At 39.2% G+C, this 14570-nt stretch carries 19 protein-coding genes and 1 pseudogene; all 20 read right to left on the bottom strand.

Translation table 11 applies throughout. The features are described from left to right. Window positions 1–73 precede the first annotated feature (73 nt). Window positions 74–742, bottom strand: coding sequence for a hypothetical protein (locus WKT03_RS09730; RefSeq protein WP_117808631.1), 669 nt, complete (start codon window positions 740–742; stop codon window positions 74–76). A gap of 165 nt (window positions 743–907) precedes the next feature. Continuing rightward, entirely contained in the window at window positions 908–1492 is a 585-nt protein-coding gene (locus tag WKT03_RS09735; protein WP_008402217.1) for a hypothetical protein, read from the bottom strand. A gap of 66 nt (window positions 1493–1558) precedes the next feature. Then, a complete protein-coding gene (locus WKT03_RS09740; protein ID WP_008402216.1) occupies window positions 1559–1879 on the bottom strand; it encodes a type II toxin-antitoxin system RelE/ParE family toxin in 321 nt (106 codons plus the stop codon). Next, a complete protein-coding gene (locus WKT03_RS09745; protein ID WP_173784188.1) occupies window positions 1879–2181 on the bottom strand; it encodes a type II toxin-antitoxin system RelB/DinJ family antitoxin in 303 nt (100 codons plus the stop codon). The genes WKT03_RS09740 and WKT03_RS09745 overlap by 1 nt, the downstream gene beginning before the upstream one ends. Before the next feature lie 54 nt (window positions 2182–2235). After that, a pseudogene (locus tag WKT03_RS09750) lies at window positions 2236–2613 on the bottom strand (tyrosine-type recombinase/integrase); the annotation flags it as partial. A 118-nt stretch (window positions 2614–2731) separates the two neighbouring features. Then, window positions 2732–3466: a MerR family transcriptional regulator gene (locus tag WKT03_RS09755; RefSeq protein ID WP_008402212.1), complete on the bottom strand. Its 735-nt coding sequence runs from the start codon at window positions 3464–3466 to the stop codon at window positions 2732–2734. 160 nt (window positions 3467–3626) lie between these two features. Continuing rightward, a complete protein-coding gene (locus WKT03_RS09760) occupies window positions 3627–4514 on the bottom strand; it encodes a CPBP family intramembrane glutamic endopeptidase (protein WP_117808633.1) in 888 nt (295 codons plus the stop codon). Continuing rightward, a complete protein-coding gene (locus tag WKT03_RS09765) occupies window positions 4514–5242 on the bottom strand; it encodes a MerR family transcriptional regulator (protein ID WP_055223570.1) in 729 nt (242 codons plus the stop codon). The genes WKT03_RS09760 and WKT03_RS09765 overlap by 1 nt, the downstream gene beginning before the upstream one ends. A gap of 137 nt (window positions 5243–5379) precedes the next feature. Next, window positions 5380–5673 (bottom strand): hypothetical protein, encoded by a 294-nt coding sequence (locus WKT03_RS09770; protein ID WP_004853536.1) that lies wholly within the window; start codon window positions 5671–5673, stop codon window positions 5380–5382. Window positions 5674–5843: 170 nt separating this feature from the next. Continuing rightward, on the bottom strand, window positions 5844–6959 hold the full coding sequence (locus WKT03_RS09775; RefSeq protein ID WP_117551426.1) for a DUF6017 domain-containing protein: 1116 nt from the start codon (window positions 6957–6959) through the stop codon (window positions 5844–5846). After that, window positions 6956–7861, bottom strand: a complete 906-nt coding sequence (locus tag WKT03_RS09780; protein WP_117551424.1) for a ParB/RepB/Spo0J family partition protein — start codon at window positions 7859–7861, stop codon at window positions 6956–6958. The genes WKT03_RS09775 and WKT03_RS09780 overlap by 4 nt, the downstream gene beginning before the upstream one ends. Continuing rightward, window positions 7854–8636 carry a ParA family protein gene (locus tag WKT03_RS09785; RefSeq protein ID WP_008400179.1) on the bottom strand — a complete coding sequence of 261 codons (783 nt, stop codon included), beginning with the start codon at window positions 8634–8636 and terminating at the stop codon, window positions 7854–7856. Before WKT03_RS09785 ends, WKT03_RS09780 begins: the two co-directional genes overlap by 8 nt. Before the next feature lie 18 nt (window positions 8637–8654). After that, window positions 8655–8900 carry a hypothetical protein gene (locus WKT03_RS09790; RefSeq protein WP_008400180.1) on the bottom strand — a complete coding sequence of 82 codons (246 nt, stop codon included), beginning with the start codon at window positions 8898–8900 and terminating at the stop codon, window positions 8655–8657. A 553-nt stretch (window positions 8901–9453) separates the two neighbouring features. Beyond that, complete coding sequence (locus WKT03_RS09795; RefSeq protein WP_347475211.1) at window positions 9454–9867, bottom strand: tyrosine-type recombinase/integrase; 414 nt, start codon at window positions 9865–9867, stop codon at window positions 9454–9456. A 38-nt stretch (window positions 9868–9905) separates the two neighbouring features. Then, window positions 9906–10427: a hypothetical protein gene (locus WKT03_RS09800; RefSeq protein ID WP_242996175.1), complete on the bottom strand. Its 522-nt coding sequence runs from the start codon at window positions 10425–10427 to the stop codon at window positions 9906–9908. Between the two features lie 285 nt (window positions 10428–10712). Continuing rightward, on the bottom strand, window positions 10713–11645 hold the full coding sequence (locus tag WKT03_RS09805) for a ParB/RepB/Spo0J family partition protein (RefSeq protein ID WP_117808635.1): 933 nt from the start codon (window positions 11643–11645) through the stop codon (window positions 10713–10715). Next, complete coding sequence (locus WKT03_RS09810) at window positions 11602–12426, bottom strand: ParA family protein (RefSeq protein WP_054754259.1); 825 nt, start codon at window positions 12424–12426, stop codon at window positions 11602–11604. Before WKT03_RS09810 ends, WKT03_RS09805 begins: the two co-directional genes overlap by 44 nt. A 170-nt stretch (window positions 12427–12596) precedes the next feature. Then, complete coding sequence (locus WKT03_RS09815) at window positions 12597–12725, bottom strand: hypothetical protein (protein WP_255601781.1); 129 nt, start codon at window positions 12723–12725, stop codon at window positions 12597–12599. A 235-nt stretch (window positions 12726–12960) separates the two neighbouring features. Then, the gene (locus tag WKT03_RS09820; RefSeq protein ID WP_055182540.1) at window positions 12961–13140 is read right to left on the bottom strand and encodes a hypothetical protein; all 180 of its coding nucleotides are present in this window, start codon (window positions 13138–13140) and stop codon (window positions 12961–12963) included. Then, the gene (locus WKT03_RS09825; protein ID WP_117808636.1) at window positions 13137–14522 is read right to left on the bottom strand and encodes a zinc-ribbon domain-containing protein; all 1386 of its coding nucleotides are present in this window, start codon (window positions 14520–14522) and stop codon (window positions 13137–13139) included. Before WKT03_RS09825 ends, WKT03_RS09820 begins: the two co-directional genes overlap by 4 nt. Window positions 14523–14570 lie beyond the last annotated feature (48 nt).

The raw sequence follows: 14570 nt of genomic DNA on the forward strand, positions 1-14570 counted from the left end.
CATAAATGCTCTGACGCTGTTTTATTATAAAATTGTCTTATCTGTTGTTCCCTACAAACTGGAATTTGACTAATTATTGTGTTTTAATGATTCTATAAACTACCCCCAATTGAGCAGGGTATGTTTCTTGAATCATTCCATTAAACCATATTGTAACGATATCTCCCACCTGAACATCTTCCGCTAAATTTTCTGCCGATACATAATACTCTCCATCATTCATCTGACAAAAGCCTTCAGCTGTACTCACATGCGTTACAAGAAGTTCTCCATCATCGGTAATTTTTTTTACTTTTGCATTAAAATTGATAACCTCTATTGGAATAGACGTATCATCTTTTTCAATATCTCTAAATATGATTCGTTCGTCATCAATGACTACTATGAGCTGACCTTCAGAACTCCTTTGATAATGATATCCGCTTCCGAAATTTGATTGATTATTTTCAGATGGTAACTCTGTCCCTGCCACTGTTGACACAATTTCTCCATCCATTGTTCCACAACCAGGCATTGACGCTACATATCCTGTGTCTTTATATATAACACCATCAACCATAACACATGGAGGATATGAGCCAGTATCTGCTATTTGCTCATTTTGTACTACATCATCATTTTCTTTATTTTCTGTTTCTACGGACACATTTCCAGACACAGGTTCTTTATTTTCTTGATTCGTTCCACATCCAGCCATTCCCAGCACCATACATAATACAAGCAGATAGATTACTTTTTTCATAATACATGCCTCCTTAACTTATATTTTTTAACTCTATAAACTGGAATTGTATATTAATTTTTCTTATTTAGTCTAATATGGAAATCGTTGGCTTTAGAACATTCTTCATATGTAAGATTAGTTTCATTCATTAAAAAACCAACGGCTTCCTCCTTTGTATTGTAATTAGATTTTTCTTTCATATATCTTAACAAATTGGTCATATATATTTTTCCGTACTTCTTCTGACAAACCGGCGTATTTTGTATCCAACACCTTTTTTACGGCTTCGTACTTCCTATTTTTATCTTCTATATCCGGACCACGGTCATAATTAAACCTCACATCATAAAAAATGTGTTTCATATCGTTACTTAAAGCTTGTAACACTCGAAATCCTTTCATAGAAAACTTTCCTTCTTTTATACCATTCTCCACACAGGGCTGTATCGCCCAATCCATCATAAACCAATTCTCCATTGGCATATTTACACCATATCCGGAATCTGACAAAAAGTCATTTATCTCATTCCAATTTATCTGTAACGGCAAATCGTTTTCTTTCGCAAATAAATAGTCATCACGCTGTAATTCCTGTTTTTTTCGCTTTCTTGTATTTCTTTCATAAACAATCCAGTATATTACCATTGCTGCTATAATACACACGCTAAATATCTTTGTAATCATGGTATTTCCTTTATAAATAATCAAGTATACTACGGTTACTACCGCAATACTTATGCTGAGTACCTTTATAATCAAACCATTCATTGTGTATCTCCCTATCACTAAAAATTGGAAATTAACAAGTCGACAAATTCAAATAAACGCGTGCTTTTATAGCTCGCCTCTCAAACGTGCTTCTATATCAGATGCCGTGTATAACACATCCGTTACAATTACCCTTTCGTCACGGATTGTGTAAAATACTGAATAATTATCGACGAGCATTCTACGCAACTCCATTCTCTTTTCCGGCTCAGAATCCATAATCCTAAATCGTTCCGGGAAAGTGTCTAATGTAAGTATTTCATCAGCAATGCGATTATATTGTCCCATTGCATTATCCGGAGCAAGCAAATCTATAGCAATATAATTGTATATATCTTCCATATCCTGCAAAGCTTCTTTTGTAATCTCTACCTTATAGTGCTTCATTAATGCCTCTCTCTAAATGCCACAAACGCACTAGTTGCATCCTCAACATTTCCTTTCTCTATATCGGCATATCCTTTTTCTAACTTTTGATGAATCTGTGTAACAGACATCATATCTGCATTCACTGAATTAGCCGCTTTTGGTAATACAACAGAAAAAGGAATTCCTCCTACTAATGATATTTGTTTTAAATACATATCTATAGCAGTAGCCATTGGTATCCCTAATTGTGCCAATACACTTTCTGCATTTTCTTTTACATCTGGATTTACTCTTATATTTAATGTTGCTGTTTTTCCCATAGAATACACCTCCATCTTTCTTTTATTGTAACGTCTTTTGCGTTACAAATCAATCTATGAAATATATTTTCGATGCGATAGCTTCACATTGTTTTGATTAACCATTGCATATCTGAGCGTTGTATCTATTTGCTCATGTCCCAGAATTTTCTGTACCTGTTCAATCGGCATACCTTTCTCAATTGCTCTGGTGGCCATAGTCCTTCTGAACTTATGTGGGTGTACCTTTTCTACACCTAACTTCTTCCCCATTTCTCGTAATCGTAACTCCACACCGCTTTCAGTAAGTCTACTGTATGGTTTGTTTAACGACACAAATAACGCTATATTATTATCTGTCCTTGATTCAATATAATTCAACAAATGAATTTTGGTCTTAGCATCAAAATATGCTTTCCTCTCTTTGTCTCCTTTGCCATCTGCGATGCATTTAATACTTCCGCCATGTCATTGATGATGTCATAAATTTCTCTACCCATAAGAGCACACTCCTTTTTGAAGGAGTATATCGTAGAAAAATCAGCGTATCAACAGAGCGTATTACTGGAATTTACCTTCCGCTCATATAAAATATATCAATAGCTTTACTTGCAAACTCTGCTGTGCCAACTCCTCCAACATCATCAATATTTTCCGTAAGTTCTCCTCCACCGGCATACATTCTTCCAAGACCGCATAAAATCTTATCAGAACATGTATAAAAATGATCTGTAATGTAATCCTGAAGTTTCCTTACCTGCAACTGCACCTGTTCATCTTCTGGGTCCATTTCTTTCATTTGTCCGAATTCAACAAATAATTGCATAAACTCATTTGCAACAGTAGCTTCATCATCTTTCGTCCAGTTCTTTGTTTTCTCTTCAAACTCCTTATACTCAGAGGTTTGTCCCCATTGTTCTTTTGCTCGTTTAGAATACTCATCAATCTTTGTTGTATCAAATACTTTAAAATCCATATATTTCACTCCTATTCCTTTTATTCCTCGAGCGAAACTAATAAGATTTTCAAGATGCTCTTTTTTCATAGTAAGCAATTCAATCTGCTGCTCTAATGCTTTATTCCTGTCAAAGTTAGGGGCATCAATTATCTTTTTAATCTCCTTAAGCGGAAATTCCAATTCTTTAAACAGTAAAATTTGTTGCAGCCTTTCCAAGGATGTATCGTCATACAGCCTATAACCTGACTCTGTATATTCAATAGGTTTTAAGAGACCAATGGTATCATAATACTGCAGAGTGCGTATACTCATTCCTGTTAATTTACTTACCTCATTCACTGTCATCATTGTCATTTCCTCCTCTCGATAAACATATCGTAAACTATTACGTTGCGTAGGAGTCAATAGATTTTCAAAGAAATTTTCAAAATTAACAGCTTGATAAATTCCGATTTTCTTGATTCTACAAACTGAAATTTGTTAGTGCGATTGAATATCCATTTAATACTCAATCCCTCTTCTTCTTTACACAAATAATGACCGCCATAACAATCATCGGAATCATACTGATAATACCGATATATGCCGGTCCCAGTATTGCCATATTGGAATAATCAGGTTTTACCAGATATGCAAAAATAGTAAATGCATTGGTAGCACCATGCATAAGAGATGGCAACCAGATGGTCTCTGTCTTTTCATATACATAATCAAATAATATCCCCATCATAATAGTAGCGACACAGAACACAATCGGACCAAGTACCGGTGCGCCAATATATTCTTTACCATACTCATATCCAGCCAAAATCATAATCGGCCAATGCCAAGCCCCCCAAATAGTACCACCTACAATTCGACCCTTAGTAACACCCAGCTTCTTCTTCAAATATGGATACAGCGCACCTCTCCAACCAACCTCTTCGCCTAATGCGACAAACATATTCAGAAATGGTGCAATTGTCACAGCTTGAACAGACGTAATCAGCAGATACATTGGTATCGTGATACCCTGTGCCTCGAACTGTTCCAACGCTCCCGCTTCCTCTAAAAGACCTCTTAACGTCATAAATTCAGAGTCAAATGTATCCGGGAAAATCACAAAAAACAAGACCCCTCCAAGGATACTTAATAACGCCGGCATCCAAAGGGCAAAGAATACATAACGAAGTTTCCCTTTTAAATGTGGTACCCATCCCATACCTTTTAGCGGGATTCTGGCTACCAGTACACCAAGGAACGGCATAAACATGGTAATCATCACTATAACAGTAAACACTATCTGATTTCCATTATTACTAAAAACACTTGCTATCATTTCTAAAATCCAAGCTAGTCCAAATGCGACTGCCATGTATATCACAAATTGTTTCTTACTCAAATTAATTGTTTCCATTATGCATCCACCTCTTTTCTATATACTTCCAAACTCCAGATTCTCCTCCTGCAGGTAGGGCAAGTTAGCTTTCGTGTCTTTGGCGTATGATTTCCAAAGAATGCTTCTAATTTCTTTGGCTGAAATCTGGTATGGCATTCCGGACAGAGATACTCTACCCGCTTGTACCAATAGCCAAACATAATTGCTACACAAATAGGAATCACTGCCATGGCCACAAAAAATGGCAACCAGATTCCTTTTAATATACCAATCACAAAAGTAACAATTTCGACAATTTCTAACGGAATTGCTATGATCAGCATTTTTTTGTACATTTTCTTTCGCTTTTCTTTTTCCTCCATAATCGATGATATGTCATGAATTGTTTTTTGCGACCCATCCTTGAAAGAAGCCAAAGAACTTCTTATGCCTTTAATATTTTCTAATTGTTTCGTTTTTTTCTTGACATCCGCCTGAATATTTTTTTCTTGCTCATCAAGCAAAAGTTCGATTACCTTTTTTGACTCTTCGGATTCCAATATTTCAGCAATATCTTTTATAGAGATATCCAAATCTCTTAAAAAGCAAATCGTTTCCAATGTGGCAACATCCTCTTCGGAGAACAGTCTTCGTCCCCCTTCCGTCAAATCTGTTGGCACCAAAATACCTCTTTCATCATAGTATTGAATCGTTCTTACTGAAACGTTGCACTTCTTTGCAAGCTCTCCTGTTGTGTATAATGACATATCCTGCCTCCTTTCAAGGTCCATATTAGTACATAACGTAGCGTGACAAGCAATATATCACGCTACGTTATTTTTTGATTTTTTCAAATAATCAAATTTTTATATCAAACCAGACAGCGAGAGAAATTCAAATTTGCTTATTTTAACCAAATCGGACCGACAATAAATATTCCCCAAAAGAGAACTGTAATAATGACTAAGGCTTCAGATACAGACCAGTAAATGATTTTATATTTTTTTACCGTAAGAGGATATATAAAATATATCAGTACAACTAATAGCTGTAAAATGATAAATAGTATTGTTTCCTCAACCGTTGCAGATATGAAAAAGTCAGCAGCGCCCTTTGCTACACCCTTACCTATAAGCCAGATATTGACTGCCAAAAAAGAAACGATTGAAAGAATTAGCTTTACACCAAATCTATTCATGTTATTCCCCTCCAAATTCCGATTTGTAAAACTGTAGCATTGATTATATCAAAGAATCATACTTGCAGCAATCCCCTTAAAACGAGAGGCAGGTGTGCCCTCCTGCCCCTCAAAAGGAAGGGAAGGTGAAAAATATATAGTCAACTGCTGTTTCCAGCAGCTATGAATCGTTACTTACCATAGAAGTCATGGTTTACTTCTGCTTTATAGTAATTACTACATGTTACAGGAGCATTATACAGTGTCGTGAGCATATAGCTTCGTATGTTGCGTACCTTTGTAGTATTATTCCGCAGGCATTCCAGCACATACTCCATCGTATGAAAATCTATCTTCTCCAATCTGCTCCGAACAACATCATATGGGAAATCATATTTATTGATACGGATTACTGGCTGTTTAACCGCTATGGTCTCAACCATCAGCTCCACCAATTCGTTTATGTCCATCTTCTCTGTAGGATGGCATTGAAGCAATCCGTCATAATCAATATTATCTTTGATAAATGAGCGCACTTCATCCATCCTATCCATCGTATCAGTTTTCACGCCTGTGCCTGATGGAATGATAGGATAGGTAATCTCCTCCGTATTCTCTGTAGTATTCTCTGTATTTGTCTTACAAAACTTTGTATGAGGTGGTACATCGTTTTGTGGTAGGGTGTTACAAAATTTTGCAGGAGGGTCATACGAAATTTTGTAGAGGGTGGTACAAAATTTTGTAGGAGGGTCATACAAAGTTTTGTATGAGGAGGTACAAAATTTTGTAACAGACTTATTTGCTTGGTTTTCAGCCTGTTTTTGTATTTCTTCCCCTGTGTTTTCTACATCTTCGTCATCTCCTGGTATGTTCAGATATGTACATGTGTAAAGTCTATCAACGCATAGATCAATATACATGACATTATTTAAAACCATTCCGCTATTTGTTTCTATGTTACGGAATTCACGACGGATCACACCGATTTCCTCTAGTCTGTCAAACGCTGCCTTCACACTTCTCCGTGATTCTCCAAACTGCTCGGCAAAATCATTGTAGGTTTTCTGTAGCAAATCCTCTCGAAACTTTTTTCTGTAACCAATTGTCATGCCGCTATGCTCGTCCCGTACTTCCACAGGACGATACCAATACACGATTTCCGACAACACACAGATAGCGAGAAGGTATGGCTTGCCATTTTCACGCAAAATTGTTTTATACCAATTTACCGGTGTAACATTGCCACTAATGCTCATCTCTGCCAGCGCATCCACCGACGCATTACCGGTATTTACAATATTAGTCATGCCCTCTCACCTCTTTTCTTCCATTCATCTAAGAGGTTTATTATAACCTCTGTAATCTTTTCTTCCGTATATCCTTCATCAAAGTAGTCATCCAATCTGTCTGCCTTGAACGTTACCTTTCTCGGCTTTGCTAACACCTGTTCCGGAAGCATGATGTTCCTCACTTCTTCCTGTGTAAGCATATTTTCCCGGCAGGATGCCTTTAGTCTTGCCGACTGCTCTATATTAGGGAATATATTCCTGTCGAGTATTATATCGAGTACCCACTGCTGCTGCTCCTCGTTCAGATACGAAAGATCAACACCCTGAATAAAACCAATCTTTTTCCTGTCAACAAAGTCAAGCAGTTCATCAGAGAGCTTTGCAAGTCTGATATATCGCTGAATCTTCTTTGCGTTCTCGCCGGTTTCCTCACTCATGATATCAAGGCTACTACCCTTATCTCCCTTAATGCCCTGATGTTTCATGGCATAGTAACGCATACTATACGCCCTTGCCTTTTCGCTTGGAAAGATATCTTCTCTCTGAATGTTACTGTCCACCATGACAATGGTAGCTTCTTCATCATTCAGATTGCGAATGAACATCGGCATGGTATCAAGACCGGCAAGTTCACAGGCAGCTTTTCTTGTGTGTCCGGCAATGATTTCATAACCACCCTGCGGTCGCATTCTCGCAATCCCTGGAACAAGCACGCCATACTGTCTGACACTCTCTACTATTTCCTCCAGCTTATCTTCATGAATCTGAAACGGATGATTTCTGAATGTATGCAGACTTGCTAAAGGTATTTCTCGAATTTCACCACCATTTGCATTTGCCTGTTCCAGATTTTCGTTTGTACCAAACAGATCGTCAAATGATTTCATCTTTATCTTGGAAGCACTATTGGATTTATTCATCTGCAAGCACCTCCTTTGCGAGCTTCTTATACGCCGCCGCAACTTTTCCTCTTGGGTCATGCTTGAATATACTCACACCCTCTGCGGAAGTCTCTGCCGCTCTCACAGAATGTGGGATAACCGCACCAAACACACGGACATTTTTGCCATAAATTTCTTCCACCATGGACTTGATTTCCTTTGCGTAATTGGTACGTCCAACCATCTTTGTAAAAACGATTCCCTCTATTCCAAGGTTAGGGTTCAAATATTTCTTAGTCCTGCCAAGAGTGGTAATAAGCTGCTGTAAACCCTTTACGGAAAGGTACGCTGCTTCTATCGGTATGATGACTGAATCAGCCGCAGTAAGGGCATTCATTGTCACCATGCCAAGACTGGAATTGCAGTCAATCAATATATAATCATAAAGATTTCTTACACTTGTTATGTACTCTTTCAATATGTACTCTCTCCGCATGGTATTTACCAATGTGACTTCCAGTCCGGAAAGTTCGATATTGCATGGAAGAAAAGATACTCCCTCCTCATGTACAATAACCCCTTCCCGCTTTCCATAATCTTCATCATTGATCACTTTACCCATGATTGTCGAGAGTGTCACGTCAAGCTCATCCGGCTCTGCCACGCCGAGGCTTGATGAAAGGGATCCCTGACTATCCGCATCTATAAGCAGTACTTTCTTACCTTCTCTTACCAAACCTATACCTAAGTTTACTGTTGTCGTAGTCTTTGCCACGCCACCTTTTTGATTCACGATTGCTATCACCTTACACATACCGTTGTACCTCCATTTCTATCGAATCACCATGCCACTTCCTACATAGTGGCATTGTTCATTCAACTGTTTTGCATTGATGGATTTCTTATCAGAATCCGTTTTCTTTCTCGACACTTCTGCATATACACGCTTGTATTTATCTGTCCCCACATTGTCAAAAAAAGTCGAGACATTATTCAATTCAAATCTTTTATCTCTCTGAAGCAGACGGACAAACCAGCGTATATCATTCTTTGTTCCCTGAAGTCTAATCTTTAACATCTGATCACTCCTCTTAGTTTTATCTCATGACACAAAAAGGACACCTTCCAAAAATTTCTTAATGGAAAGTGTCCTTAAAATTTTGCAAATATTTAATTTCTATGCACTAAGCGGAATATTATTGTATTTTGTTTTTGAATTTTGTCGTACTAAGTGTCGTACCATCTCCTGTAATATCTCTGCAAACCCGCATAAATCCTAGTTCTCGCTATTCAACGACTTCATTGTTGGGACCCTTTTTGTGGTTCTTTCATACTCGACCAAGCTGGTGTTAATACTATTAAATTCTCCATATTCCAATTATCCCCCCTACTTCATATTTTTGCTCTACTTTGAGTCACTTTGCGGGCAAATGATGTAAAATATGATGTAAATGATGTAGGGCGATAGTAGTATATGCAAGAGCATATTCATATACAAGAAATTATAACTTCTCTTATTTACAATGTCAATCCACATCAAAGTAACGTTGCCTTATCTTTTCCTGCTTCAGAACAAGAAAAAAGAACACACAACACTCTGTATGTTCTCTTTCTGTATGTGAAGTCCAATATTATACTTTGAAATAGCTATCCAATCCTTTGAACTCTGCCGCTTTCATTTCTTTTGTAACATCAGCATAGATGTTCAGTGTAGTTGAAATATCTGAATGTCCAAGTGCATCTTGAATGACCTTTATATTTACTCCAGCTTCACACATTCTTGTTGTAAATGTATGTCTAAGCGAGTGACAGCTAAAATGAGGAAGTAACACATCAGGTTCATCACTGTGCAAAAACTGCTCATCATTGCAATCACGGATAATTCTTCGGATTGCTTTGTTGAGTGTGGCTTGGTGCTGTACCTGACCAAAACGATTGATGAAAATAAAATCTGTATATCCGTCAATCGTGACCTCGCAATGAAGTCCTAAATCTTCCTGCTTCTGTTTCTCATGTTCAAATGCTTCTTTCACAAAACCGAGCATTGGAACCTGCCTCATACTCGCCGGAGTCTTCGTTGTATTTACATTGAAATAACAGCCACTTTTACTTTCAATGTATAAGCCTGTGCAATGCTGTTTGCTGCTGCTTCATTCTGTGACCTCCAAGATGTCGAGATTGTCCCACGGTAGCCATACTGTAAAATACGACCAACGAAAAGACGGATTTCATCTCCGGAAATAACCCCGTTGGATGCAAGGTTATTAAAATAATTTTCGTCATACTTATTCATTGTCTGACCGACCTTGAGCGAAATTCCCGGCTCAATACAATAAGCAACATTGCCTGAGTATGAGCCAATAGCCTTAAGATTGGTAAAATTAGAACGTCCGGTATGCCAACCATTTTTCAAGGTCAAATTACTGTGTCCCCATACCCCATCGTAATTAGCATCGCCATCACGAGGGAAATCGACCATATAAACATCGGCTTTTTCTCCCGAAGCAGCATATGCTGTTGTCGAGCCAATGCCTGCAAAAGTGGTCACACACATAAGGGTCGCCAAGAAAAGCGACGTGACTCTTTTGAATTTTGACTTTATCATTGCGTTTCCTCCTGTAAAAATTGAAAAACACACCGTATCTCTACGATGTGCCTTTGTGGATTTTCTCTTACGACAAGATTTACCTGCCGAAAAACAAATGCGAATTTTTCGTTAATTTTTCATTTTACCATACACCTCCTGTCCGTTCATACTGTGCGATTGCCCCTTAGAGATAGACATATACTTTGAGATAGTTATATTCAAGTGAGATAGTATATATCATTTTCGGTAGGTAAAAGTATAACTAAGGGGTTAGAGTGTGAGAAAGGGGAACTGTAAAACAGGCTATCTGCTGTCACGCTCTGCACGATTACGCAAGAACTTGTTGTAATGCTCCAATGCCTTGCAGACAAAATCCTCCGTCTGACTGACGGGAATATTTTTCGGGATAAGCTGTCTTACTCTGTCGCCCCTCAACACGATTTTTTCCTTTTGGTTCGGCTTTTCCTCAGACATAACAGCGTGGATTGCTTCTGTTGTAAGGTTGCCCTCGTTGAATAACTTTCGCATACGGATTGTCTGGTCGTGTGACGGGGTAGCGTCATTCAGGTCGATTTCATCAACCACATCACGCTGGCAATCTTCATCAAGATAGGAAAGTTCTACGGCAGGACGCATTTTAATACGCCCCTCGTCAACAAATTCAAGCAGTTCGGGGACAAGATTTGTCAGACGAATATAACGCTGTATTTGCGTCTTGCTGTCATTTGAATTATCAGCGATTTTCTCAACAGAGAACTTCTGCCCCACTGGGTCAGAAGTCAAATCAGAACGAAACCCCTGCCTTTTCATTGCTTCCAAACGCATTTTATAGGCAAATGCTTTTTCACTCGGCAATATCTCTGACCTCTGGAAATTACTTTCAACCATTAAAATGGTCGCTTCATCTCTGTTCAGGTCTACAATCTCACTTCTCAAGGTTTCAAATCCTGCCAGTTCACACGCTCGCTTTCGTCTGTGTCCTGAAACAAGTTCGTATCTGCCGTCCACTTTCTGCCTTACCGTTGCCGGAGTAATCACTCCTCTTTCCTTGACACTCTCCACAAGCTGCATCATATCTTCATCGTCCCTGACCTTAAACGGGTGGTCGGGAAAATCATCAATCAGCTCCAATGGAATATCTCGGATTTTTGAAAGCTGTTCTTCATCTCTCTGTGCCTGCGTGGTAAATAAATCATCGAGCTTCGTGAGAGTGAAGTCGCTCTTTCTTCCTGCCATCGGCTAACACCTCCTTTGTAAATTCAGCGTATGCCTTAGACACTGTGCTGTTTGGCTCATAAGCATAAATACTTTTGCCTTTGGAAGAAGTTTCAGCAGCTTTCACGGCAATCGGGATTTGTGTTCGATACATTCTTATCTGATTACCGAAGTTTGCCCTGAGTGCTTCCACCGTACTCTTTGCAAGGTTTGTTCGGCTATCCACCAAAGTAAGTAGCATACCATCTATCTTAATATCTGGATTGATATACTTCTTTACTTTAGAAATGGTCTGCACAAGCTGTGTCATCCCCTTTGCAGGCAAATACTGAGCCTGAACCGGAATGATAACACTGTCTGCCGCCGATAAAGCATTGAGAGTAACCATACCAAGTGAAGGCATACAGTCTATAATTACATAATCATATCTGTTCTTCACTTGACTCAGATAATTCTTGAGTGTAGTTTCTCTGCTCATTGCGTTTACAAGGTTAAATTCCATTGCTGAAAGCTCAAGGTTTGCCGGAACAAGGTCAACACCTTCTTCGTGGTGCAGGATACCAACCATAGGGTCTGTCATCGTTTCATTGATTACATCTGTGAGTTTCGTTGCAAGCGTGATACCCAAGCCGTCTGTATCCTGCCAACCAAGACAAGTCGTTAAATCGCCCTGCGGGTCTGCGTCTATGAGCAATACTTTCTTGCCCTGCATTGCAAGCCCGACTCCAAGATTAACTGTTGTGGTGGTCTTTCCGACTCCGCCTTTCTGATTACATACGGAAATCGTTTTGCAGTTTGACACTTCTTTTTGCCCTCCTTTCTGAAAATTCATAGCCACCGCATTATGGCTATGTACCTGACCGACTCATTTCCTAATCGGTCATAGCAATACTTGTTCTCAACACCCCTTGCCAAGCAAAATGCTTATGGGAAGTCACTAAGGAACAGACTGCTTATCTGTATCATAGGATTCTAACCTCTGCCGGGTACTCCGCCAGCTCCGTAGAGAAGTATCATTATCATTCTGACTGTCATCGCCATATCAGGAGCAACCTGATACTCATAACCGGAGTTCTCGCTATTCTGAAATACAGAAATCACGGCGTACCTGCTAAAGTGGCTATCATCAGAAATAAAGTCTTAGTGAATGACTTATTCAATTTTCAAGCGAAAAGGCTTCCGTTTTTGCTATCCGGAATGAACCCCTTCACTCATTTGGACAAAGGGGTATGAAATGCACACCCAAAATCTCCGCTTTTCCAAAAATATTTCAAAAAAATTTTTGAAATAAAAAAGCCGCCTGCTCCGGTTAGGAAACAGACGGCAAATCAACGTTCTAAATGTATTCAATTTTCAATTTCTTTTTCTTTGCTCCAAGCACTTTGCAGAGGACATCATCTACTGCGTCTGTGTATCGTCCCTGGGCTGCTAAATTGTTCTTCAGTTCAATGAGCGATTGTATCACTCGGCTTCGTTCTTCTTCATTTAAGTATAGATGATAGGTTTTCTCTCTCATTGGCTGTCCCTCCATCTTTCAAATGTATTTTTGATTATCTCTACATCTTCCTCGGTATCGGAAGAAATAAATATATGTACGTTCTGAAAAGCTCTTTTTAAGCTGTCGGCATAATCCAGTTCAGTGCCTTTCATCGGCAGTTTAATCAGTCTTATTCCTCGTTGCTCACACATATATGCTTTCATTATTTCTATATTCTCGTCAGCACTTCCTGACTCAATAGCCAACTTTTCTGAAGGTATGTATGTTTCAAGCGGAACTCCAAGCAATCGGTCAGAACCAAGTTCTGCTTTCAAGCCTTTCTTATTAGAATAATAGCTGACAGCCAAAGCAGGAAATAGAGATAAATATTCTTGCTCACAAATTCGGCAGCCTTTATTCAATATCGTCCTTTCATTTATCTTCATACTCCATGAATGACCGTGCCTGCATTTCCACCACGCTCTCTTTGCTGAAGTTCGTGATACCTCTGTCGGCTTCAATTTATTCTGTTCATAATCCCATTCACTGAGAAGCTGACTGTCCGTTGTCGCCAAATCATTATATCCGGCAAGGACTTCTCTCTCTGCACAAACGGGGCATACCGTGCCTTTCACACGGGCATTGACAACGGATTTCCACTCATTACCGCATTTTCTGCACTTCCACCAGACGTTTTTCCTCGACTTTGCATTTACTTCATCAGGTTTCAAAGGCAAGTTCTTCTCCGACCACTCCGAAGCAATTTCAGGGTGTGTTGTCTGCAAATCGTTAAACCCTTTCGAGAATATGTACCCACTGCAATACGGGCATTTACTCCCACCGGAACGGGTAGAAATAAGGGTGTTCCACTCTCTGCCGCAATCCTTACACTTCCACCACGCCTTACGATTGGCAAAGACCGTAACCTGAGTTGGAAGTAACGGATAATTTCTGTCCGACCACTCGGCAGCTATATCCGGCAGAAGCGTTGCAAGGTCATTAAATCCTGCCAACACTTTATTATGAGAGCAATACGGGCAACCCGTTTTATTTATTGTCCTGCTCTTAACGACAGCTTCCCACTCGTGACCTTTTTTACATCTCCATATCACTTTCTTATGAGAACCAATAGAAACCTCTATCGGTTTTATCTTATTCTTTTTCGACCACTGCTTTACCAATAGTGGCTCTAATGTCGCCAAATCGTTAATACCTGCAATCACTCTCGCACCGGAACATATCGGACATTTCTCTCCATTAGAACGAGCCTTAACGCTTGTCTGCCATACATGACCGCAAGCACCTCTCCACCATACTTTTCTATTTGAACCGAAAGTAATGTCATCAGGCGTAAGCGTTAAATTCTTTTCCGACCACTCCGAAACAAGCTCTGGGTGTACTTCTGCTAAACTGTTATTCATAGCCAAACCTCAACCTCCTTGTGCTTAGAGTATATGAAGTTTTGGCTT

The sequence above is a fragment of the Coprococcus sp. HCN-4056 genome (assembly GCF_037892645.1).
Lineage (GTDB): Bacteria > Bacillota > Clostridia > Lachnospirales > Lachnospiraceae > Coprococcus > Coprococcus ammoniilyticus.